A 21701-nucleotide genomic window follows, 5' to 3' on the forward strand; every position below is an offset into this window, starting at 1 on the left:
GTTATCTCAGTACGGTAGAAAGAGCGCCCCAGGGGCGCTTTTTTAGTTTATACCCGCCATTCTCAGCAGTGCGGTTACCACTGCTGCAGCGATAATCACCACAATCAATGGCGTCTTGCGCCAGGCGAGAAAGACCGCGAAACCCACACCGAGTACGCGCGCCATGCCGGCAAAGTGTTCGCCTTCATAAAAGGTGGTTGCCAGCGCGACGGAGAACAGTAATACCGTTGCAGCATCAGAAAGCAACGCCTGTGAACGTTCAGAAAAGGCTAAACGCCCTCCCAGTTTTGCTCCCCCTAAGCGCATTAAATATGTACCCAAAGACAGCACGGCAATTCCGACGATAAACAGCGTCATATTACCCATTATTTTTTCCTCGCCAGTAAGCCAAACAGTGAGAGCAGTACCGGCAAGCCTACCGGTGCGAAAGGTACGGACGCGAGTGACAATGCGGCCCCGCTACAGGCACGGATGAGCGTGGTGCGGTTTTTAAAGGCCGGAACCACTAAGGCCAACAGAATGGCAGGGAAAACGGCATCCAACCCAATGGTTTCAGGTGCCGGGAGCAGCTTACCGACACCGGCACCGATCAGTGTGCCAATTGGCCAGAAAATGGCGACGCCCAGACCGCATAACCAGTAGGCGGCTTTACGTTGTTCCGGTGTTTTCTGCGACAGGCCGAACACCACGCTTTCATCGTTCATGATATGGCAGCCGAGAAAGCTGGCGGCGCGAGTACCGACCAGATCGCGTACCGTCACGCCAAACGGCACATGTCGGGCATTCACCAGTAACCCGGCCGCCGCTGCCGCCAACGGATTTCCGCCGCTGGCGATAATACCGATGAACATAAATTCAGAAGCCCCGGCCAGCACGGTAATCGAGAGTACAAAGGGCACCCAAATCGGGAAGCCGTAAGCCATTGCCAGCGAGCCGTAGGACATGCCCACCACACCGACGGCCAGGCACACTAAAAAAATTGCTTTTATCGTGTCGCCTTTGAGGCTGGAGAAATAATGTTTCATACTGTTTTAGCCATATCGAACGAATTTCCATTATAATGAACGGAACAGAATTGCTTTACAAGTCGAACGATTCGTTCGATATAAAAAACACAGAGTCGAATATGACCCAACCCATCAGTATGATTGCCAAAAGTCTGGTGCGCGAACGTCAGCGTACCGGTTTGTCGTTGGCAGAGATTGCACGTCGTGCGGGGATTGCAAAATCTACGCTTTCCCAGTTGGAAGCCGGTAATGGAAATCCTAGCCTGGAAACGCTGTGGTCACTGTGTGTGGCGCTGGATATCCCCTTTGCCCGATTACTGGAACCGCAGGAGCAAAAAACGCAGGTGATTCGCCGCGGTGAGGGGACAAAAGTGGTGGCGGAACAGGCCCATTATCAGGCGATTTTATTGGCCGCTTGCCCTCCAGGCGCTCGACGGGATATCTACCTGCTGCTGACGCAACCCGGTGCAGACCGCATTTCACAGCCACATCCACCGGGATCGGTGGAGCATATTATTGTGACGCAGGGGAAGGCGCTGGTCGGGTTGACTGAGGCACCGGAAGCGTTGGGTGAGGGAGACTATATCTGTTATCCCGCCGATCAAGCCCATATCTTTAAAGCACTGGAGCCGGATACCCAGGCGATTCTGGTTTCTGAGCAGAACTAACTGTTATGTTGCGTTGTGCCGGATGCGGCGCGTTAGTGCCTTATCCGGCCTACAAGACTGAGCAGAATTGAATTGTCGGATGGCGCTATCGCTTATCCGACCTACAAAAAATAAAACCGTAGGCCCGGTAAGCTTGCGCCACCGGGCATATAACTTACGGCAGATAAAATACGTCTTTTAGCGCTGAGCTGACCGGGCTGTTGTCTGCATTGGTGGGCATTACGTCACGCATATACTTCCACCAGCGCTGGCAAACCTCAGTCTCGGCGACGGCATTCCAGCGCGCTTCGGACTCGATCTCGACTGTGGCAAACAGCAGGTTGCGCGTCTCATCGAGATAAATCGCGTAGTGATGTGCGCCGTGGGCTTTCAGCACAGCTTCCAGCTCGGGCCAGATCGGGTTATGCCGACGTTGATACTCAACGTGCGCATCGGCATTCACCTGCATCACAAAGGCTTTGCGGATCATAACGCCTCCAGATACAGCTCGCGGACTTCATCGCGGCTGGCTGTGCGTGGGTTACAAGGCGCACACGGATCGGCCAACGCTTTGTCCAGCCAACCTTCGATATCTTCTTTGGTTACCCCAAGCGAACTAAAGCCGACAGGAATACCTACGCGTTTGCTCAGTGTGCGGATCGCGTTGATGGCTTCCATACTTGCTGCCTCATCGGTCATGTCGCGGGTATCGACACCCATTGCCTGCGCCACGCGGGCAAAGCGTGCCACGGCGTTGGGGCGATTAAAGTTCTCGATTATTGGTAGCAGGATGGCATTGCAAACGCCGTGCGGCAGGTTGTGTGTCGCGCCCGGCTGGTGCGCCAGCGCATGCACCAGGCCAAGACCGGCACTGTTGAACGCCATGCCCGCGAGATACTGGCCAAACGCCATCTGCTCACGGGCATCAAGGTTATGCCCATCGTCGACAGCTTTTGGCAACCACAGATTAATCAGGCGAATCGCTTCTAACGCGTTGGCATCGGTCAATGGATGTGCACCGACGGAGACATAGGCTTCAATAGCGTGGGTCAGGGCATCCATACCGGTCGCGGCAGTCACGGACGCCGGGATCTCCAGCATCACGCTGGCATCATCCACGGCGATATCCGGAATGATGTTCGGGTCGATAATGACCTCTTTGACCTTACGCGCGGAGTCAATAATGACTGCATTGCTGGTCATTTCCGCCGCCGTACCTGCGGTGGTGTTAATGGCAACCAGCGGTACGCCCGCATTTTTCACTTTTCCCACCCCGGAGTACGCCGTGGAGGGACCCGGGTTAGCGGTCAGGATCTTCACTGCCTTAGCGGTATCGATCGGGCTGCCACCGCCGAATGCGATAATGTAGTCACATTCTGCGGCCTGATATGCTGCAAAACCCTGCTGCACCAGCTCCTCTGTCGGGTTCGGGAACACCTCATCAAACAGGTGGTAAGACATCTGATGTTCATCCAGCGCGGCAAACAGGCTATCCAGCAAACCCAGCTTCACCAGTTGGCCATCGGTGACGATCAGCGCTTTGCCCCATTGTTTGTTCGCCACAAGGCTCACCATATCGCGGATTGCCCCTGCGCCATGCAGACTGATTTTTGGTAGTGCCAACATAAAGCTCATCACTATTCTCCTTAACAATAAAATCCTGTAGGCCGGATAAGGCGAAGCCGCATCCGGCGTTGAGTGGGGAGGTATCAGTACAGCTCTACGGCGCTTGCCAGCGGCGTCACGCCAAAACGTTTGCCGAGTGCGATCAGCTCTTCACGCGTGATGGTTTGCTTCATACCGCCCATCGAATAAATTTTGACTAACACCTCAGCGGATTTTTCTGCGGTGTCGATCAAGCCGAACGCTTCGTCAAGCGTTGGCCCACTGCCGAATACGCCGTGGAACGGCCACAGTACCAGCGAGTGTTGCTGCATTTCCTGCGCGGTAGCCTGACCGATCTCATCGGTACCCGGTACCATCCACGGTAGAATGCCGACGCCATCCGGGAACACGACCAGACATTCGGTGCTGCCTTCCCACAGCTTACGGGTAATCAGTGCCGTGTTGTTTTCCAGTACGTAGGTCAGTGCGATCAGATTGGTGGCGTGGCAGTGCATGATGACGCGGTCTTTGCCGTTGGTGGCTTTAATGCGTTCACAGTGAGAGAGGAAGTGGGCCGGCAGTTCTGAAGTCGGCACGGCTTCATGGGTCAGACCCCACAGGATGTGATAACCCGCGCCGTCGCTGTCAATTTTCACCACGCCTAAATTGGCGGCCGGGTCGAGCTGAACATTACGGAAGAACTTGCCGGAACCTGTGACGATAAATGATGTGTTCGCCAGCATCGGCATAGGCTGACTCAGCGCAATATAGCGCGGTTTTTCGTGGAAATCGGCGCTAAATGGCGCAATATCTGCTTCATCAAGACGTAACGTCAGGTTACCGCCGTTGCGCTCATCCCAGCCTTTCAGCCAGGCATCAGAAGTCGCTTTGATCATCCCCTGGACGAACCAGGACGTGGTAATGTTATGCATGTCGGTGTTCCTGTTTATTGCCCGAACGTTATCGGGTCTTACGCTGGCCGGATAAGCGCAGCGCCATCCGGCAATCGTGTTTCATTCACTGCCGGATGGCGACGCAGGGCGTCTTATCCGGCCTACAAGCCTGGCGTCACGCTTAGCTACGTTGGCTCAGAATCTCTTTTTCATAAGCGCGCACACTTTCCAGCCACTGGCTACCGGCTGGGGTGTCGTGACGCTGGCAGTACATCTCCCAGACGGCCTGCCACGGCAGCGATTTTTGCTCTTCCAGCAGGGCCAGACGGGCGGTGTAGTCGCCGCTGGCTTCGAGCTGACGTAACTGTTCGGTTGGCTCTAACAGTGCACGTAACAGGGCTTTTTTCATGTTGCGGGTACCGATAACCCATGCGGCAATGCGATTGATTGAGGCGTCGAAGAAGTCGAGGCCAATGTGTACGCGGTCGAACAGGTTGTGGCGCACGATCTCACTGGCAATCGCCTGAGTTTCATCATCCAGCAGCACCACGTGGTCGCTGTCCCAACGAACCGGACGGCTGACATGCAGCAGCAGGCGTGGCACGTACAGCATGGCGGCGGAGATCTTGTCGGAAATGACTTCAGTCGGATGGAAGTGACCTGCATCCAGGCACAATGCTGTCTGGCGGCTGGTGGCATAACCCATATAGAACTCGTTAGAGCCGACGGTGTAGCTTTCAGCGCCGATACCAAATAGCTTGCTCTCAACGGCATCGATATGGTGCGCCGGGTCGAACTTCTCGCTGATCACGTCATCCAGCGCTTCCAGCAGACGCTGGCGCGGCGCTAAACGGTCAACAGTGATGTCTTTCATGCCATCGGGGATCCAGATGTTCATCACCGACGGCGTACCCAGTTGCTCGCCGAAATACGCAGAAACGCGGCGGCTGGCTTTACAGTGGTCAATCCAGAACTGGCGGATATGGTCGTCGGCGTGCGCCAGTGTGAAACCGTCGGCACTCAGCGGGTGTGAGAAGCAAGATGGGTTGAAATCCAGCCCTAAGCGGTTCACTTTTGCCCATTCCACCCAGTTTTTGAAGTGTTCAGGTTTGATTTGGTCGCGGGCAACCGGTGTCTCTGATTCCAGATAAATGGCATGAAGGTTCAGTCGTTTAGGTCCTGGTATCAGACTGAGCGCCTGCTCCAGATCGGCACGCAGTTCGCTGGCGTTACGCGCTTTGCCCGGATAGTTACCGGTTGCCTGAATTCCACCCGTGAGCGAACCTTCCGGGTTTTCGAATCCGGCTACGTCGTCGCCCTGCCAGCAGTGCATGGAGACCGGCAGACGATCGAGCTGGCGTAATGCTTCCTCGACATCAATACCTACCGCTGCGAAACGCAGTTTTGCCAGTTCCCAGGCTTGTTCAAGTTGAGTGGTCATGCGCAAAGCTCCTTTGTCTGTCGTAATGGTTGAAACTGCGCTTTGTGGCGGGCAATTTCACTTTCAGGATTGGGGATGAAGGTTGTCAGGTCGTAGTTAGCGCGTACCACCTGGCGGAAATCATCGACGTTGTTTAGCTCATCCAGCGTCATTAACTGGACGCCAATATTGCCGAGCGTGGAGGCCTCAATAGGCCCGGATATGACGCGAATACCGCAGGCATCCGCGCAAAGTTGGTTGAGTAATGCGTTCTGGCACCCACCACCGACGATGTGCAGTTGGTGAAATGCTTCGCCGCGAAGCTCAGCCAGTTCCTGCAGGATATCGGCGTACAGCAACGCCAGACTGTCGAAAATGCAGCGCGCCAGTTCGGCATCTTGCATTGGCACTGGCAGGCCAGATTCCCGGCATGCTGCCTGAATTTCCGCGCTCATGTCGTCAGGATTGATAAAGCGCTCGTCGTTGGGGTTAATCAGAAACTGGCAGGCCGGCAGCGCCTGGGTTTGGGCGATAAGCGCAGGTAGGTCGGTTATCTGCCGCTCTTTTAACACGCGCTGGAGTAGCCACAGCCCCATGATGTTTTTCAGCACGCGGTAGCGTCCTTCCGCGCCGCCTTCGTTGGTGATATTCGCCGCCAGTGCCGCATCGTTGGCATATGGGGTTCGGCTTTCAAAACCCATCAGTGACCAGGTGCCTGAAGAGAGGTATGCGCTGTGTTTATCGGCCAGCGGTGAAGCGATCACCGCGCTGGCGGTGTCATGGCTGGCGACGGCAACCACCGGGATTTGATTTTTCTGTGGGCAAATCCAGTGACCAATTATGTTCCCCGGATGCGTGGGGCGGCCAAACCACGCTTTGTCGGCACCACTCCAGGCAAGCAGGGTTTCGTCCCAGTCGTCGGTGTTGATATTGACCAACTGGGTGGTGGTGGCGTTGGTGTATTCCCAGTTCATTTCTCCGGTCAGGCGATAGCTGAAGTAATCGGGGATCAGCAGGGCATGCGCTACCTGGGGGATCAGTTTCGGTTGCTGCTCGATCAGCGCGCGGAGCTGATACAGGGTATTAAAGGGCAGAAACTGAATGCCGCTACGGCGATAGATTTCACTTTTACCTGGCTGCGTCATGGCCCGCGACATAATGCCGTTGGTGCGGCTATCGCGATAAGAGACTGGCAATCCGACACGCTGACCGTTTTTATCGATCAGGACATAATCCACGCCCCAGGTATCAATGCCGATGCTGTCGATCCGAATGCCTTGATCGCAGACTTTCTGCAGACCGAGGCGAATGTCGTTTTCCAGGCTGTCGATGTCCCAGGTGTCAAAACCGTCTGTTTTTTGCAGGCAGTTAACAAAGCGGTGGATTTCACGCAGTGTCAGGGTACGGTGTTCACTGTCGTAACGCGCCAACATTACGCGTCCACTGGATGCACCGAGATCAACAGCGACACAATGGCGAAGAGTCATAGCGAGGTCCTTCTGAGTTTCATTGCACTCAGTCTAAGAACCCGTGAAATGGCGTACCTTCTTGTTAGTGACAACGACAATAGGCGGCTGGCAGCATGGCAAAGGTGAACGTGATAGCGTTCACATTTTCTACTAATAGGGATGGTTTCTTCTGATGTGACCCCTTCCGCAATTCCCGATCTTTCCCGCTATTTCTTGAAGAATTGACCGTGTTTACGCACTTTGACGTCAAAAATTTAAGGTGAGGGTGATAACCCTTAATTACTATTCAGCCATGTTCATTTGATCGGGGTGGATGTCATCATGACCGTATTGCATTGCGTGGATTTTTTTCCGACAGGTAAAGCGCCCGTGGCGATTGAACCCCGGCTTCCTCAGCCTGCTTTTCCAGAGCATCATCATGATTTTCATGAAATTGTAGTGGTTGAGCATGGTACGGGAATTCATGTATTCAATGGACAGCCTTATACCATTAGCGGGGGAACGGTGTGTTTTGTCCGCGATCATGACAGACACTTATATGAACATACTGACAACCTGTGTCTGACCAATATTCTGTATCGTTCCCCGGAGGCGTTTCAGTTTTTGGCCGGGCTGAATCAGTTGTTGCCCCAGGAGCTGAATGGGCAATATCCATCGCACTGGCGGGTGAATCAGAGCGTGCTGCAGCAGGTTCGGCATCTGGTGGGACAAATGGAAAATCTTGGTGAGGCAATGGATACCCCAACGGCGGCAAATCGTGAGATCTTGTTCATGCAGTTGTTGGTACTGTTGCGTAAAAGTAGCCTGATGGCAGCGGCAACAGATAATGATGCGCGGCTGAACCAACTACTGGCATGGCTGGAGGACAACTTTGCCGACGAAGTGTGCTGGGAAGCCGTAGCCGAGCAGTTTTCGCTCTCTTTACGCACTTTGCACCGTCAGCTTAAACAACAGACCGGGCTGACGCCACAGCGCTATCTCAACCGCCTACGGCTTATCAAAGCCCGCCATTTGCTACGTCACAGTGATGACAGCGTGACGGACATCGCTTATCGCTGCGGGTTTGGTGACAGTAACCATTTTTCGACGCTGTTTCGCCGGGAGTTTAACTGGTCGCCGCGCGATATCCGACAGGGACGCGATGTCATTACTGGAAGCAGCCTCCAGTAACGCGAAAGCTATCAACGTTTTTTGCCGTCCGTTTGCTGATAATCATACCCTTTTATGCCGGATGGCGGCTGTGCCTTATCCGGCCTACGTGGATGCCCTGTAGACCGGATAAACGTAGCGCATCCGGCAAGCGTTCAGGTTGAGGTGATGTGATGGTGAATCATCTGGTCCTTCTGAAATCAGACTTTTTTGCGAATGACCACCAGGCCGTCGCGGTGGCCGATCGTTATCCGCAGGATGTGTTTGCCGAACATACTCATGAGTTTTGCGAACTGGTAATGGTGTGGCGCGGTAATGGCCTGCATGTTCTCAACGATCGCCCGTACCGGATAACCCGTGGCGATCTGTTTTATATCCGTGCCGAAGACAAACACTCCTACACCTCAGTTAACGATCTCGTCCTGCAAAATATCATTTACTGCCCGGAACGGCTGACGCTGAATGTCGGCTGGGAAAGCGCGATCCCAGGATTTAACGGCTCGCCGCGACAGCCCCACTGGCGGCTTGGCAGCGCTGGTATGTCCCAGGCCCGGCAGATAATTAGTCAGCTTGAACACGAGAGTAATCAGCGTGACCCGCTGGCTTTTGAAATGGCTGAATTGCTGTTTGGGCAACTGGTGACTCATTTCAAACGGCATCGCTATGCCACGGATACGCTGCCAGCGACATCAAGTGAAACGTTGTTGGATAAGTTGATTACCGCGTTGGCCGGGAGTCATGAACATGCCTTTGCGCTGGATAAATTCTGCGAGCAGGAACAGTGCAGTGAGCGAGTTTTGCGTCAGCAGTTTCGCAGCCAGACCGGAATGACCATCAACCAGTATCTCCGCCAGGTGCGGGTTTGCCATGCTCAGTATCTGCTCAAGCACAGCAGACTGATGATCGGTGAAATTTCTATGCGCTGCGGCTTTGAAGACAGTAATTACTTTTCGGTGGTATTCACGCGAGAAACCGGGATGACGCCGAGCCAGTGGCGTCATCTCAGCAGCCCGAATGATTAACTGGCCATTCCCAGACCGACAATATTTGCCGCGAGAATAATGACCACGCAGCCGAGGCTCAGTACGCTGACCGGACGGCGGCCCGCGTTTTTCCACTCTTTCAGCACCAGACCAACAATACCACCGCACAGGACATAGAAGCTCATGTGCAGCATCCAGCTGACATAATCATACTGCGCCGGAATGCGAGCGTGGCCCCAGGCGTAGAAGAAGAATTGTAGATACCACATCAGACCACCGAGCGCGGACAGCAGCACGTTGGTGATGATCAGCGGTTTGGCTAACGAGAAGTCGGCTTTTATCGAAAGATCTTTCACTTTTGCCAGACGAATAAAACAGAAGCCCAGGTTGACTAAAGCACCGCCGCCCATGATGACGACATAGCTTGGCAGCGCGACGTACAGCGGATCGACGCCCAGCGCGGCAGCAGCATCGTGCATGGGTTTCGCCGCGTTCATCGCAAAGGACATCCCGGCAGAGAAAATGCCGCACATTACCGCCAGTACCAGCCCCTTCTTCAGGTTGAACTCTTCTGCTTTGATGCCCATTTTACGTTCTTTCAACTGCCCTGCGCGGGTCACAATGCCCACGCCGATCAGCGCGACCAATACGCCCAGTAGCGTCATGCGTCCGCCATTGGTGTTGATCAGCACATCAAAGTTACCGTTGATGATAGGGGTCATCAGCGTGCCGACAATCAGGGTAATACCAATCGCAATACCAATCCCCATCGACATGCCGAGATAGCGCATGGTCAGGCCATAGTTGATATTACCGATCCCCCACATCGCGCCAAACAGGAATACCGGTGCCAGCGTGGAGAGGCTAAAAGAGCTGAAGTAGGCCCAGAAATTGGGAAGCAACATGGCGCTGATGGTCCATGGCAGGATAAGCCAGGAGACGATCCCGCCAACCGACCACATTGTTTCCCATGACCAATGTTTAACTTGTTTGAACGGGGCATAGAAACAGGCTGCGCTGGCTGCACCTATCAAATGCCAAAGAATACCCATCGTAATCGCGTTACTCATGACTGAATCCTCGTTATTTTTTATCGTCGGTCATAACCCCTCCGACACAACGAGTTTAAAAATTACGCAGATGATTAACCTTTTGACGATTGCCGCCTTTGTCCTCTTGTTGGCAATCATCACGTTAACTGGGTGATTTGGCTCACATCTTCAGTAATGGTGATGAATAATTAAGACCCTGTAAAAAGTACGGCATTGATAATCATTTTCAATATCATTTAATTAACTATAATGACCCAACTGCTTACGCGGCGTTAACACTGGCCGCCCGACAATACTGGAGATGATTATGAGTTATACACTGCCATCCCTGCCGTACGCTTATGATGCCCTTGAACCGCACTTCGATAAGCAGACGATGGAAATCCACCATACCAAACACCACCAGGCTTACGTAAACAACGCTAATGCTGCGCTGGAAAGCCTGCCTGAATTCGCGAGCCTGTCTGCTGAAGAGCTGATCACCAAACTGGATCAGCTGCCTGCGGATAAGAAAACCGTTCTGCGTAACAACGCTGGCGGTCACGCTAACCACAGCCTGTTCTGGAAAGGCCTGAAAACCGGTACCACGCTGCAGGGCGACCTGAAAGCGGCTATCGAACGTGACTTCGGTTCCGTTGACAACTTCAAAGCTGAATTTGAAAAAGCAGCAGCCACTCGTTTCGGTTCCGGCTGGGCGTGGCTGGTTCTGAAAGGTGACAAACTGGCTGTTGTTTCCACCGCTAACCAGGATTCCCCGCTGATGGGTGAAGCTATCTCTGGTGCTTCCGGCTTCCCAATTGTGGGCCTGGACGTCTGGGAACACGCTTACTACCTGAAATTCCAGAACCGTCGCCCGGACTACATCAAAGAGTTCTGGAACGTAGTGAACTGGGACGAAGCCGCAGCGCGTTTTGCCGCAAAAAAATAAGTTTAATGATGCCTGAAACCTGAGAACGTTATGCTGATCAGGTCGGGATCTGATGACGTGATACAGCCCCTGCAAGCGATGCCTGTGGGGGCTTTTTTGTGATCAAAATCAACATAGGAACATTGATCCATTTAAATTGAAACAAGGTTTTATTATGCGAGTGGGATCACTTTTATAGTTTCTCTGAATGTCTATCTTCTTTTCATCAAGACGGGCGCATCTCAAAAGCAAGATGCAGTCGCCCATAAAAATTGCCCCATTTTTATGTCTACAGGTGATGGAAATGCAGATCAAACGTACGATAGAGAAAATCCCAGGCGGTATGATGTTAGTACCACTTTTTCTGGGCGCGTTATGTCACACCTTTTCACCCGGTGCCGGGAAATACTTCGGCTCATTTACCAACGGTATGATCACCGGTACGGTGCCGATTCTGGCCGTCTGGTTCTTTTGCATGGGGGCGTCGATTAAGCTGAGCGCTACCGGAACCGTACTGCGTAAATCCGGCACGTTAGTGATAACCAAGATCCTGGTCGCATGGGTGGTCGCGGCGATTGCATCGCGCATTCTTCCTGAACATGGCGTGGAAGTGGGGTTCTTCGCCGGGTTGTCCACGCTGGCGCTGGTGGCTGCAATGGATATGACTAACGGCGGGCTGTATGCCTCGATCATGCAGCAATACGGCACCAAAGAAGAGGCTGGGGCGTTTGTCCTGATGTCGCTGGAGTCAGGTCCGTTGATGACCATGGTCATTCTGGGAACCGCCGGGATTGCGTCGTTTGAACCGCATGTATTTGTGGGGGCGGTATTGCCGTTCCTGATTGGTTTTGCGCTGGGTAATCTGGATCCTGAGCTGCGGGAATTCTTCAGTAAAGCCGTGCAGACGCTGATCCCTTTCTTTGCCTTCGCATTGGGTAACACTATTGATTTGAGCGTCATTGCGCAGACTGGCGTTCTGGGTATTCTGTTGGGCGTAGCGGTCATTATCATTACCGGCATTCCGTTGATTATTGCCGATAAACTGATTGGTGGTGGGGATGGTACTGCGGGGATTGCGGCGTCCAGTTCTGCTGGCGCGGCCGTTGCCACACCGGTGCTGATTGCTGAAATGGTTCCGGCGTTCAAACCGATGGCACCAGCGGCCACCTCCCTGGTGGCGACCTCAGTGATTGTAACCTCGATCCTCGTACCGATTATCACATCCATCTGGTCGAAAAGAGCCAAAGCCAGAGCGGCGGAAATTGATCTTCGCGGTACCGTGAAGTAAGTCTCTTAAGCCGGATGGTCTGCACCATCCGGCTTAATGCGTTAACCTTTGACGACGAACACCTCATCGATAGTCCGACACTCACTCTCGTTCAACTCTCCACCCGCGTTTCGTGATACTCCGGTGCAATAGCCAAACTTCCGTGACACAACGGTCTTGATGGTAGTGACAAAATCCTCGCCGATGGCGTAGATGGACATGTAGGTGCCAATCTTATCCTGAATCTCACGCAGCGCCGCCTGATCGCCCTGCTTAAACGCCTCGCGTGCGCTGACAAACAGCTCAGGCATAACGTTGTTGAGGCCCGAGATGATCCCCGCGCCACCTGCCAACAGGTTGGGAATGTAGTATTCGTCATAGCCGGACAGCACGGCAAAATCCTCCCGCACGGCTCGGGTGGTCTGAATCATGCTGCGGGTATGGGACTGACAGTCGACGGTGTCTTTAATGCCAGCAAAATTCGGGAACTCAGCGGCGAGGGTGGCTACCAATTCGGGGGTTAAATCGCAGCCGGTGCGTGCCGGGAAGTTATAAGCAAACCATTTACCGCTGAGTTTCTGCCCCAACTGACGGAAGTAGCTCAGCAGCTGTTTCGCCGTTTGTCCGTAGTAGTAGGGCGGCAGGATCATCACGGCATCGTAATCTGAGCGATACGCTTCCTGTGCCATCAATAAAACATCATTCTGGCAGGTGGATGAGACGTTGGCGACCATCTTTAGCGAGCTCATGGCGCGGGCCTCACGGATCAGCAGCAGCCTTTCTTCGAGCGTAAAGGAAGCAAATTCCCCAATGCTGCCCATCAACAAAATAACGTCGATTTTTGCCTCAGTAAGGCGTTTGAGATGCTGGCTCAGACCATTGAGATCGATCTTGCCATCATTGTCCATTGGCGTAATGGAAGGGCACCAGACGCCAGCAAATTGCGATTGACCAGTCACGTTGTCGACTCCTTAATTGAAATGATGTTTCAAAACAAGATTACATTGATAGCATGTGTCCCTAAGTTTCATGTGAACCGTGCTCTCATTTTGAGCGACTGGGGTAAAATAAATATGGTGTAATGGGAGAAATTTATCGGGAGAGGGAACAGATGCGATATCCGGTCGATGTTTTTACAGGCAAGATTCGGGACTACACGGGAAGCCGTCCCAGCGCGATTGCTAAAGTTCAGGTTGATGGCGAGTTGATGCTGACCGATCTGGGACTCACGGGCGATGAACAGGCGGAGACTAAAATTCATGGCGGGCCGGATCGCGCGCTGTGCCACTATCCGCGTGAACACTATCAGCACTGGATACAAGAATTCCCCGAACAGGCGGAGTTATTTGTCGCCCCCGCCTTTGGGGAGAACCTCTCAACGCTTGGGCTGACAGAAGAGAATGTCTATATCGGCGATATTTTCCAGTGGGGTGAGGCGCTGATTCAGGTCACGCAGCCGCGTTCACCGTGTTTTAAGCTGAATTTCCATTTTGGCATTAGCGATATGGCCAGTCAGATGCAGGCTTCGGGGAAGATAGGCTGGTTGTACAGTGTTATCGCGCCGGGGCAAGTGTCCGCGGATGCGCCGCTGGAACTGGTGTCGCGTGTGAGCGATGTCAGTCTGCGGGAGGCCATTGCCATTGCGTGGCATATGCCGTTTGACGATGACCAGTATCACCGCCTGCTGTCAGCGGCAGGATTATCGAAAAGCTGGACCAGGACAATGCAGAAACGTCGCCTGAGTGGCAAAATTGAAGACAATGCCCGACGGTTATGGGGCAGTCATCCCCCTCAGGAAAGGACGGAAGTGTAATGACTGAATCTGAAAATGCGGTGGCAATTGTTAAAGCGTTTCTGGTTGCCTCGATGATCCCCGATGCTGAGCGTGCAGCGACGTTTACGCATCCTGAGGTGAAGATTACCTTTACCGGACGGCGAGAAATGGCCGGTGCAGCGGATATTGCCCGCTTTAATGGCGAACGCTATAAGTGGGTAAAAAAAGCGCTGGGCGAGTTTGATGCGGTAGCGCACGAAGACTGCGTAGTGGTTTATTCGAACGGTACGCTGTATGGCGAATGGCCTGATGGTCGTGCGTTTGCGGGCAACCGTTATATCGATCGCTTCGAAGTCCGTGAAGGAAAAATTACCCATATGGATGTGTGGAATGACAGCGCAGAGTGGATCCTCGCGCCAGAAATTTCCCGCCTGGCGTAAACCTGTGATGGTGTATAAAAAATCGGCCTACACGATGTAGGCCGAAATTGATTAGGTACGTTTGTACAGCGGTAGCCAAAGCACCAGACGTAGACCTCCCAGCGGACTGTCCTCTGCCTTCACCCAGCCTCGATGCTGCTGAATAGCGGTTTCAACAATCGCCAGACCCAGACCTGTCCCACCGGACTCACGATCGCGCGCTTCATCGGTGCGATAGAATGGACGGAAAATCTGCTCTCTGTCTTCAGGACTCACGCCTGGACCATCGTCGTCTACGGTGATGGTAATCCCGTCAATATCCACCGCGAAGCCAACTTCAATCTTCGTATGTGAATAGCGCAGGGCATTACGCACAATGTTTTCCAATGCGCTTTCCAGTGCGTTCGGGTTGCCATACAGCGGCCACGGTCCCGGCGGGAAATTCACGGTAAGCGATTTGCCCATCTGCTCGGCTTCAAAGGCGGCGTTATCCAACACGTCGCCCCATAGCTGATTAGCCTTCACGGTTTCACTGACCAGCGCGTTCTTCTGCTGATTACGCGACATCACCAGCAGGTCGTTGATCATGCTGTCCAGCCGATGCGCTTCTGTTTCAATGCGCTCCAGCTCTTTGCTCTCACCGCTACGACGGCGCAGCAGCGCAGTCCCCAGTTGCAAACGTGTTAGTGGCGTTCTCAACTCGTGAGAGATGTCCGACAGCAGGCGTTGCTGTGTGGTCATCATGCGTTCCAGCGCGGTCACCATCTGGTTAAAACTGGCACCTGCCGCCAGAAATTCCTGCGGGCCGGCTTCCAGTTCCGGATGCTGACGCAGGTTACCCTGTGCCACCTCATCCGCCGCATTTTTCAGTTTACGCGCTGGTTTTGCCAGGCTCCATGCCAGCCAAAGCAGCAGCGGCGAGCTGACAAGCATGGTGACGATCAGCAGCAACAGGGGCCGGTCAAACAACAGGTTGATGAAATCAGACTGTGAACTGCTGGCAGGTCGAATGAGATACAACTGGTAGTTATCTTCACCATCTCTGACGGAGAAGGGCCCGACCATCTCAACGCGACCATATTTTTTCTTCTGCGGATGATCAGCGTTATCAGCCTGACCAATAAAGTTACGAATGATCTGCATTTCGTTGCGTTCTGCGCCGATCACACGTCCTTCTGTAGTGACAAGCAATAACCGCTGTCCTGGCGGTGCCCACTTGTCGATAGCACGGAACAAGCGACGCCACCACATCAGATCGTTGGGTGGGTCGTTTGCCAGCTCAGCTTCAACGTGTTGCTCGATCATCAACCCCTGGCGCTGCTCGCTGTCCAGTAGCTCGGTCATCTGACGTGAGTCGAGCTTGGGCAGCATCAGTACCAACATCAACACCAGCGCCAGCGTTAACCAGAAAATGGCAAAGATGCGTGCGGTTAAGCTTCCTATCATGAAGCGGAGACCATCAGGTAGCCGCGACCACGCAAGGTTTTAAACCACGGGTGCCCGTCTTTCCGCTCTGGCAGCTTACGACGTAGGTTCGAGATGTGCATGTCGATAGCACGGTCAAACGGCGTCAGGCGTTTACCCAGGACTTCCTGACTCAGGTGTTCACGAGAAACGACCTGGCCGAGATGCTGTGCCAGTAAATAAAGCAGGGTGAATTCGGTGCCGGTTAACTCCAGGGTTTGCCCATCAAAGCTGGCTTCCTGGCGACCCGGATTCAGGCTTAACGCATCCACTTCCAGCGTCGGCGAGCCATTATCGCTGGTCTGCTGTTGTTCGCTCCAGTGAGAGCGGCGCAGAATAGCGCGGATACGCGCAACCAGTTCGCGGTCGTTAAAGGGTTTGGGTAAATAGTCGTCTGCACCCAGCTCAAGGCCGAGTACGCGATCCAATTCGCTGCCGCGAGCGGTCAGCATGATTACGGGCGTCTGGTGTGTCTGGCGAAGCGCTTTCAGTGTATCGATGCCGTTTTTCTTCGGCATCATGACGTCGAGCAAAAGTAAATCGATGCTGTCATCCAGAAGCTCAAGTGCCTGCTCCCCATCATGGGCAACCAGCACATCGAAACCTTCCATTTCGAGCAACTCCTTTAACAGGGAAGTCAGCTCTCGGTCATCATCAACTAACAGGATTTTATTCATTGTTTACGTACCTCCGAGGCAGAAATTACGTCATCAGGCGTCGCTAATCTATGACTTTACGTTGTTTTACACCCCCTGACGCATGTTTGCAGCCCGAATCGTAAACTGTCTCTCGTTGAATCGCGACAGAAAAGATTTTGGGAGCAAGTGATGGGCAAAGTTACCGCTGCCGTCATGGCCTCAACGCTGGCACTCAGTACTTTAAGCCATGCAGCTGAAGTCGTCACAGGCGATCACTGGCACCTGGGTGAAGGCTCATCGCAGCGCAGCGTACAGAGCCACATGTTTGACGGTATCAGTTTAACCGAACATCAACGTCAACAGATGCGAGATTTAATGCAGCAGGCAAGACACGAACAGCCTCCTGTAAATGTTAGCGAAATGGAGACAATGCATCGTCTTGTCACCGCAGAGAAATTTGATGAAAGCGCTGTGCGCGCTCAGGCAGAAAAAATGGCACAAGAACAGGTTGCCCGCCAGGTTGAAATAGCCAGGGTCCGCAACCAGATGTATCGCCTGTTAACGCCCGAGCAGCAAGCGGTTTTAAATGAGAAACATGAACAACGAATGGAGCAACTGCGCGATGTAACGCAATGGCAAAAAAGCTCATCGTTGAATTTATTGAGTAGTAGCAACTCACGTTCCCAGTAGTAACCCTGTTTTCCTTGCCATAGACACCATCCCTGTCTTCCCCCACATGATGTGGGGGTTTTTTTTGCCCAAAATTTGTCACTCGGTTATTGCCTGACTGTTTTACTTCATCCGTTATACTAGCGGCATATCCTGGCAGGAGTGTTTATGAATCAAACCTATGGGCGACTGGTCAGTCGGGCGGCAATCGCTGCGACCGTGATGGCTTCTCTGTTACTTTTGATCAAAATTTTTGCGTGGTGGTACACCGGATCGGTCAGTATTCTGGCGGCATTGGTGGATTCCCTAGTCGATATCGCTGCGTCGCTAACCAATCTGTTGGTGGTGCGTTATTCGTTGCAGCCAGCAGATGATGAGCACACGTTTGGGCACGGGAAAGCTGAATCTCTGGCGGCGCTAGCGCAAAGTATGTTTATTTCCGGTTCGGCGTTGTTTTTATTCCTGACCGGGATTCAGCATCTCATCCAACCGACGCCGATGAAAGATCCGGGTGTCGGGGTAGTTGTCACCGTTATTGCGTTAATTTGTACTATCATTCTGGTCACGTTTCAGCGCTGGGTGGTGAAACGTACGCAAAGTCAGGCTGTACGGGCAGATATGCTTCATTATCAGTCTGATGTTATGATGAACGGTGCGATTCTCGTTGCGCTTGGACTGGCCTGGTATGGTTGGCATCGTGCGGATGCCTTGTTTGCGCTCGGGATTGGCATCTATATTTTATATAGTGCATTACGCATGGGGTATGAGGCAGTGCAATCCTTGCTGGATCGCGCCTTACCCGATGAGGAACGTCAGGAAATTATTGATATAGTGACGTCATGGCCAGGTGTCAGCGGCGCTCACGATCTTCGCACGCGGCAGTCAGGGCCGACCCGCTTTATTCAGATTCATTTGGAAATGGAAGATAATCTGCCGCTCGTTCAGGCGCATTTAGTGGCTGAGCAGGTGGAGCAGGCAATTTTACGGCGTTTCCCGGGATCGGATGTGATTATTCACCAGGATCCCTGTTCAGTCGTACCCAAGGAAGGCAAGATGTTTGAGCTTTCATAATTCGTTGTAAAAAGTGAGCCGGGCCAGCATTTTGTGTATAAATTACCACCATTTGGCCTGACCTGAATCAATTCAGCAGGAAGTGATTGTTATACTATCTGCATATTCGTTGGATCGTTTCGATATGCGGAATCGACTTCCGGCAGCAGATTTCATTTTGCATTCCAAAGTTCAGAGGTAGTCATGATTAAGAAAATCGGTGTGTTGACAAGCGGCGGTGATGCGCCGGGCATGAACGCAGCAATCCGTGGTGTTGTACGTGCAGCGTTAACGGAAGGACTGGAAGTCATGGGGATCCATGATGGCTACCTGGGTTTGTATGAAGACCGTATGGTCCAGCTTGACCGCTACAGCGTGTCCGACATGATCAACCGTGGTGGTACTTTCCTCGGTTCTGCTCGCTTCCCGGAATTCCGCGACGAAAATGTGCGTGCAGTGGCTATCGAAAATCTGAAGAAACGTGGCATCGACGCATTGGTTGTTATCGGTGGTGACGGTTCTTACATGGGTGCAAAACGCCTGACTGAAATGGGCTTCCCGTGCATCGGCTTGCCGGGCACTATCGACAACGATATTAAAGGCACCGACTACACCATCGGTTATTTCACCGCATTGGGTACCGTCGTCGAAGCGATTGACCGTCTGCGTGATACTTCTTCTTCTCACCAGCGTATCTCCATCGTTGAAGTGATGGGCCGTTACTGCGGCGACCTGACCCTGGCTGCAGCAATTGCCGGTGGCTGTGAATTTGTCGTGGTTCCGGAAGTTGAATTTAGCCGTGACGATCTGGTTGCTGAAATCAAAGCCGGTATCGCAAAAGGTAAAAAACACGCCATCGTAGCGATCACTGAGCACATGTGTGACGTTGATGAACTGGCACATTACATTGAAAAAGAAACGGGCCGTGAAACGCGCTCTACCGTACTGGGTCACATCCAGCGTGGTGGTTCTCCGGTTCCTTACGACCGTATTCTGGCGTCCCGAATGGGCGCATATGCTATTGAACTGCTGCTGGCAGGTCATGGCGGTCGCTGCGTCGGTATTCAGAACGAGCAACTGGTTCACCACGACATTATCGACGCTATCGAAAACATGAAGCGTCCGTTCAAAGGTGACTGGCTGGACTGCGCGAAAAAACTGTACTGATTGTATTTTTTGCGCGCCTGATGGCGCTACGCTAATCAGGCCTACAGGTTGCAGATACTTGTAGGCCGGATAAGGCGTTAGCCGCCATCCGGCAACCCCTCGGATTTATTCCTCGAAGTTATAGCAAATCTTTTTTTATTCTTTAATGTTTGGATCTCTTTCTGGCACGCTTTGCTCATCACAACATCACATAAGAGAGCTGGGCGATGAACAAATGGGGCGTAGGGTTAACATTATTGCTGGCATCGACCAGCGTTCTGGCAAAGGATATTCAGTTACTTAACGTATCGTACGATCCAACACGTGAACTGTACGAGCAGTACAACAAAGCATTCAGCGCACACTGGAAGCAGGAAACCGGCGATAACGTCGTTATCCGCCAGTCACACGGCGGCTCTGGTAAACAGGCGACCTCTGTCATCAACGGTATCGAAGCCGATGTCGTGACGCTGGCGCTGGCTTACGATGTGGATGCCATTGCTGAACGTGGCCGTATCGATAAAAACTGGATTACACGCTTGCCGGACAATTCTGCGCCTTACACCTCCACCATTGTCTTCCTGGTACGCAAAGGCAACCCAAAGCAAATTCATGACTGGAACGATCTGGTCAAACCGGGTGTGTCAGTGATTACTCCAAACCCGAAAAGCTCAGGCGGCGCACGCTGGAACTATCTGGCGGCATGGGGCTACGCTCTGCATCACAACAACAACGATCAGGCCAAAGCGCAGGACTTCGTCAAGGCACTGTTTAAAAACGTTGAAGTACTGGATTCCGGTGCGCGGGGCTCAACCAATACGTTTGTTGAACGAGGGATTGGTGATGTGCTGATCGCCTGGGAAAACGAAGCGTTGCTGGCAACGAATGAGTTAGGCAAAGATAAATTCGAGATAGTCACCCCAAGTGAGTCTATCCTCGCTGAGCCGACCGTTTCCGTTGTCGATAAAGTCGTGGAAAAGAAAGATACCAAAGCGGTGGCAGAAGCTTACCTGAAGTATCTCTATTCCCCGGAAGGTCAGGAGATTGCGGCGAAAAACTACTATCGCCCGCGTGATGCTGACGTCGCGAAGAAATACGAAAGCGCATTCCCGAAACTGAAACTGTTCACCATTGATGAAGAGTTTGGCGGCTGGACGAAAGCGCAGAAAACGCATTTTTCTAACGGCGGTACCTTTGACCAGATCAGCAAACGCTAAAGGTTGAGGTCACGGCAGAACCCGGTGGCATAGCGCGACCGGGTTTTTTATTTGTCATCGTTTTGCGTTACTCTTGCGCCTCAATGGGATACAGGGAACGCGTAATGAAAAAAGCAGGTTATCTTTTACTGGCGGTTATTGTGGTCGCCGCCGCTGCGGGCATAGGGTACTGGAAATTCAGCGGTAACCCGGACGCGTTACGCCAGATAGTCCTTGAGCAATGCCTGCCACATCAGTTGCAGCAGCACAATCCCGCGCCGTGTACTGAAGTTAAACCCGATGCCGGATATGTGGTGTTCAAAGACCGAAACGGTCCGCTGCAATATCTGTTGATGCCAACCTACCGTATCAATGGCACGGAGAGCCCGTTGCTGTTGGAATCTGGAACACCGAATTTTTTCTGGCTAGCCTGGCAGGCACGTAGTTTTATGAGTCAAAAATACGGTCAGGAGATCCCTGATAAGGCGGTATCGCTGACAATTAACTCACGTACCGGGCGTACGCAAAATCACTTTCACATTCATATCTCCTGCCTGCGACCCGACGTCAGAACGCAACTGGATGACAATATGGCGAAAATTAGCACTCGCTGGTTGCCATTGCCCGGCGGATTGCGCGGGCATGAATATCTGGCGCGTCGTGTGACGGAAAACGAACTGGCGCAGCGCAGCCCGTTTATGATGCTGGCTGAAGAGGTGCCGGATGCGCGTGAGCGGATGGGAAGCTATGCGCTGGCGATGGTGCGTCAAAGCGACGAATCCTTTGTCCTGCTGGCGACTCAGCGTGACCTGCTGTCGCTGAATCTCGCCTCTGCTGAGGAAATCCAGGATCATCAATGTGATATTCTGCGTTAGCCCCCCTTAATCTGGCGTTTACTCTCTTTGCCTGTCCCCGTATTCTTGTTGAAAAAAACAACAGGAGACAG

Annotated in this window: 23 protein-coding genes; 12 read left to right on the forward strand and 11 right to left on the reverse strand. The window is 52.9% G+C overall.

The features are described 5' to 3' along the window. Positions 1–42: 42 nt before the first annotated feature. Entirely contained in the window at positions 43–366 is a 324-nt protein-coding gene (locus tag QMN38_RS20575) for an AzlD domain-containing protein (RefSeq protein ID WP_137381438.1), read from the reverse strand. After that, the gene (locus QMN38_RS20580; RefSeq protein ID WP_271441470.1) at positions 366–1025 is read right to left on the reverse strand and encodes an AzlC family ABC transporter permease; all 660 of its coding nucleotides are present in this window, start codon (positions 1023–1025) and stop codon (positions 366–368) included. The genes QMN38_RS20575 and QMN38_RS20580 overlap by 1 nt, the downstream gene beginning before the upstream one ends. Before the next feature lie 101 nt (positions 1026–1126). On the opposite strand from QMN38_RS20580, the gene QMN38_RS20585 reads away from it, so the two are divergent. Further along, positions 1127–1675 (forward strand): helix-turn-helix domain-containing protein, encoded by a 549-nt coding sequence (locus QMN38_RS20585; RefSeq protein ID WP_271449561.1) that lies wholly within the window; start codon positions 1127–1129, stop codon positions 1673–1675. A 154-nt stretch (positions 1676–1829) separates the two neighbouring features. Here QMN38_RS20585 and rhaM read toward each other — a convergent pair whose 3' ends face one another. The 5 genes from rhaM to rhaB all read right to left on the reverse strand — a co-directional run bounded on the left by rhaM (position 1830) and on the right by rhaB (position 7059). Further along, the gene (gene rhaM / locus QMN38_RS20590; protein ID WP_323605867.1) at positions 1830–2144 is read right to left on the reverse strand and encodes an L-rhamnose mutarotase; all 315 of its coding nucleotides are present in this window, start codon (positions 2142–2144) and stop codon (positions 1830–1832) included. Continuing rightward, positions 2141–3289, reverse strand: coding sequence for a lactaldehyde reductase (fucO, locus tag QMN38_RS20595; RefSeq protein ID WP_271449563.1), 1149 nt, complete (start codon positions 3287–3289; stop codon positions 2141–2143). Before fucO ends, rhaM begins: the two co-directional genes overlap by 4 nt. 74 nt (positions 3290–3363) lie before the next feature. Then, positions 3364–4191 carry a rhamnulose-1-phosphate aldolase gene (rhaD, locus tag QMN38_RS20600; RefSeq protein ID WP_323605870.1) on the reverse strand — a complete coding sequence of 276 codons (828 nt, stop codon included), beginning with the start codon at positions 4189–4191 and terminating at the stop codon, positions 3364–3366. Between the two features lie 142 nt (positions 4192–4333). Next, a complete protein-coding gene (gene rhaA / locus QMN38_RS20605) occupies positions 4334–5593 on the reverse strand; it encodes an L-rhamnose isomerase (RefSeq protein WP_271449564.1) in 1260 nt (419 codons plus the stop codon). After that, positions 5590–7059: a rhamnulokinase gene (rhaB, locus tag QMN38_RS20610; protein ID WP_271454384.1), complete on the reverse strand. Its 1470-nt coding sequence runs from the start codon at positions 7057–7059 to the stop codon at positions 5590–5592. The genes rhaA and rhaB overlap by 4 nt, the downstream gene beginning before the upstream one ends. A 303-nt stretch (positions 7060–7362) precedes the next feature. On the opposite strand from rhaB, the gene rhaS reads away from it, so the two are divergent. Continuing rightward, on the forward strand, positions 7363–8211 hold the full coding sequence (gene rhaS / locus QMN38_RS20615) for an HTH-type transcriptional activator RhaS (RefSeq protein ID WP_323605871.1): 849 nt from the start codon (positions 7363–7365) through the stop codon (positions 8209–8211). 152 nt (positions 8212–8363) lie between these two features. Next, positions 8364–9212, forward strand: coding sequence for an HTH-type transcriptional activator RhaR (rhaR, locus tag QMN38_RS20620; protein ID WP_137381446.1), 849 nt, complete (start codon positions 8364–8366; stop codon positions 9210–9212). Here the strand turns inward: rhaR and rhaT are convergent. Further along, positions 9209–10243, reverse strand: coding sequence for an L-rhamnose/proton symporter RhaT (gene rhaT / locus QMN38_RS20625; protein WP_137381447.1), 1035 nt, complete (start codon positions 10241–10243; stop codon positions 9209–9211). The genes rhaR and rhaT overlap by 4 nt on opposite strands. A 289-nt stretch (positions 10244–10532) precedes the next feature. On the opposite strand from rhaT, the gene sodA reads away from it, so the two are divergent. Both sodA and kdgT read left to right on the forward strand, forming a co-directional pair. Further along, positions 10533–11153, forward strand: coding sequence for a superoxide dismutase [Mn] (sodA, locus tag QMN38_RS20630; RefSeq protein WP_003840480.1), 621 nt, complete (start codon positions 10533–10535; stop codon positions 11151–11153). 283 nt (positions 11154–11436) lie between these two features. Continuing rightward, positions 11437–12420: a 2-keto-3-deoxygluconate transporter gene (gene kdgT, locus QMN38_RS20635; protein ID WP_003028743.1), complete on the forward strand. Its 984-nt coding sequence runs from the start codon at positions 11437–11439 to the stop codon at positions 12418–12420. Between the two features lie 41 nt (positions 12421–12461). Here the strand turns inward: kdgT and QMN38_RS20640 are convergent, their stop codons facing one another. Further along, positions 12462–13358: a dihydrodipicolinate synthase family protein gene (locus tag QMN38_RS20640; protein ID WP_323605873.1), complete on the reverse strand. Its 897-nt coding sequence runs from the start codon at positions 13356–13358 to the stop codon at positions 12462–12464. Positions 13359–13510: 152 nt separating this feature from the next. On the opposite strand from QMN38_RS20640, the gene yiiM reads away from it, so the two are divergent. After that, complete coding sequence (yiiM, locus tag QMN38_RS20645) at positions 13511–14212, forward strand: 6-hydroxyaminopurine reductase (protein ID WP_271441478.1); 702 nt, start codon at positions 13511–13513, stop codon at positions 14210–14212. Then, positions 14212–14613, forward strand: a complete 402-nt coding sequence (locus tag QMN38_RS20650; RefSeq protein WP_271454386.1) for a nuclear transport factor 2-like protein — start codon at positions 14212–14214, stop codon at positions 14611–14613. Before yiiM ends, QMN38_RS20650 begins: the two co-directional genes overlap by 1 nt. Positions 14614–14664: 51 nt before the next feature. Here the strand turns inward: QMN38_RS20650 and cpxA are convergent, their stop codons facing one another. Then, entirely contained in the window at positions 14665–16038 is a 1374-nt protein-coding gene (gene cpxA, locus QMN38_RS20655) for an envelope stress sensor histidine kinase CpxA (RefSeq protein ID WP_137381451.1), read from the reverse strand. After that, the gene (cpxR, locus tag QMN38_RS20660) at positions 16035–16733 is read right to left on the reverse strand and encodes an envelope stress response regulator transcription factor CpxR (protein WP_048214010.1); all 699 of its coding nucleotides are present in this window, start codon (positions 16731–16733) and stop codon (positions 16035–16037) included. Before cpxR ends, cpxA begins: the two co-directional genes overlap by 4 nt. A gap of 150 nt (positions 16734–16883) precedes the next feature. Between cpxR and cpxP the strand changes: the two genes are divergently transcribed. The 5 genes from cpxP to QMN38_RS20685 all read left to right on the forward strand — a co-directional run bounded on the left by cpxP (position 16884) and on the right by QMN38_RS20685 (position 21630). Beyond that, positions 16884–17384, forward strand: coding sequence for a cell-envelope stress modulator CpxP (gene cpxP / locus QMN38_RS20665; RefSeq protein ID WP_137381452.1), 501 nt, complete (start codon positions 16884–16886; stop codon positions 17382–17384). Between the two features lie 147 nt (positions 17385–17531). Beyond that, positions 17532–18434: a CDF family cation-efflux transporter FieF gene (fieF, locus tag QMN38_RS20670; RefSeq protein WP_137381453.1), complete on the forward strand. Its 903-nt coding sequence runs from the start codon at positions 17532–17534 to the stop codon at positions 18432–18434. A 183-nt stretch (positions 18435–18617) separates the two neighbouring features. Then, a complete protein-coding gene (gene pfkA / locus QMN38_RS20675) occupies positions 18618–19580 on the forward strand; it encodes a 6-phosphofructokinase (protein ID WP_003028778.1) in 963 nt (320 codons plus the stop codon). Positions 19581–19786: 206 nt separating this feature from the next. Beyond that, a complete protein-coding gene (gene sbp, locus QMN38_RS20680) occupies positions 19787–20776 on the forward strand; it encodes a sulfate/thiosulfate ABC transporter substrate-binding protein Sbp (protein WP_271449571.1) in 990 nt (329 codons plus the stop codon). A 104-nt stretch (positions 20777–20880) separates the two neighbouring features. Continuing rightward, positions 20881–21630: a CDP-diacylglycerol diphosphatase gene (locus tag QMN38_RS20685; protein ID WP_271454387.1), complete on the forward strand. Its 750-nt coding sequence runs from the start codon at positions 20881–20883 to the stop codon at positions 21628–21630. Positions 21631–21701 lie beyond the last annotated feature (71 nt).

It is taken from the genome of Citrobacter sp. R-1.5.2 (assembly GCF_035064245.1).
Taxonomy (GTDB): domain Bacteria; phylum Pseudomonadota; class Gammaproteobacteria; order Enterobacterales; family Enterobacteriaceae; genus Citrobacter.

Coding starts and splice junctions, on each gene's coding strand:
- QMN38_RS20575 (WP_137381438.1), bottom strand. CDS start 366: ATGGGTAATATGACGCTGTTTATCGTCGGAATTGCCGTGCTGTCTTTG.
- QMN38_RS20580 (WP_271441470.1), bottom strand. CDS start 1,025: ATGAAACATTATTTCTCCAGCCTCAAAGGCGACACGATAAAAGCAATT.
- QMN38_RS20585 (WP_271449561.1), top strand. CDS start 1,127: ATGACCCAACCCATCAGTATGATTGCCAAAAGTCTGGTGCGCGAACGT.
- rhaM (WP_323605867.1), bottom strand. CDS start 2,144: ATGATCCGCAAAGCCTTTGTGATGCAGGTGAATGCCGATGCGCACGTT.
- fucO (WP_271449563.1), bottom strand. CDS start 3,289: ATGAGCTTTATGTTGGCACTACCAAAAATCAGTCTGCATGGCGCAGGG.
- rhaD (WP_323605870.1), bottom strand. CDS start 4,191: ATGCATAACATTACCACGTCCTGGTTCGTCCAGGGGATGATCAAAGCG.
- rhaA (WP_271449564.1), bottom strand. CDS start 5,593: ATGACCACTCAACTTGAACAAGCCTGGGAACTGGCAAAACTGCGTTTC.
- rhaB (WP_271454384.1), bottom strand. CDS start 7,059: ATGACTCTTCGCCATTGTGTCGCTGTTGATCTCGGTGCATCCAGTGGA.
- rhaS (WP_323605871.1), top strand. CDS start 7,363: ATGACCGTATTGCATTGCGTGGATTTTTTTCCGACAGGTAAAGCGCCC.
- rhaR (WP_137381446.1), top strand. CDS start 8,364: ATGGTGAATCATCTGGTCCTTCTGAAATCAGACTTTTTTGCGAATGAC.
- rhaT (WP_137381447.1), bottom strand. CDS start 10,243: ATGAGTAACGCGATTACGATGGGTATTCTTTGGCATTTGATAGGTGCA.
- sodA (WP_003840480.1), top strand. CDS start 10,533: ATGAGTTATACACTGCCATCCCTGCCGTACGCTTATGATGCCCTTGAA.
- kdgT (WP_003028743.1), top strand. CDS start 11,437: ATGCAGATCAAACGTACGATAGAGAAAATCCCAGGCGGTATGATGTTA.
- yiiM (WP_271441478.1), top strand. CDS start 13,511: ATGCGATATCCGGTCGATGTTTTTACAGGCAAGATTCGGGACTACACG.
- QMN38_RS20650 (WP_271454386.1), top strand. CDS start 14,212: ATGACTGAATCTGAAAATGCGGTGGCAATTGTTAAAGCGTTTCTGGTT.
- cpxA (WP_137381451.1), bottom strand. CDS start 16,038: ATGATAGGAAGCTTAACCGCACGCATCTTTGCCATTTTCTGGTTAACG.
- cpxR (WP_048214010.1), bottom strand. CDS start 16,733: ATGAATAAAATCCTGTTAGTTGATGATGACCGAGAGCTGACTTCCCTG.
- cpxP (WP_137381452.1), top strand. CDS start 16,884: ATGGGCAAAGTTACCGCTGCCGTCATGGCCTCAACGCTGGCACTCAGT.
- fieF (WP_137381453.1), top strand. CDS start 17,532: ATGAATCAAACCTATGGGCGACTGGTCAGTCGGGCGGCAATCGCTGCG.
- pfkA (WP_003028778.1), top strand. CDS start 18,618: ATGATTAAGAAAATCGGTGTGTTGACAAGCGGCGGTGATGCGCCGGGC.
- sbp (WP_271449571.1), top strand. CDS start 19,787: ATGAACAAATGGGGCGTAGGGTTAACATTATTGCTGGCATCGACCAGC.
- QMN38_RS20685 (WP_271454387.1), top strand. CDS start 20,881: ATGAAAAAAGCAGGTTATCTTTTACTGGCGGTTATTGTGGTCGCCGCC.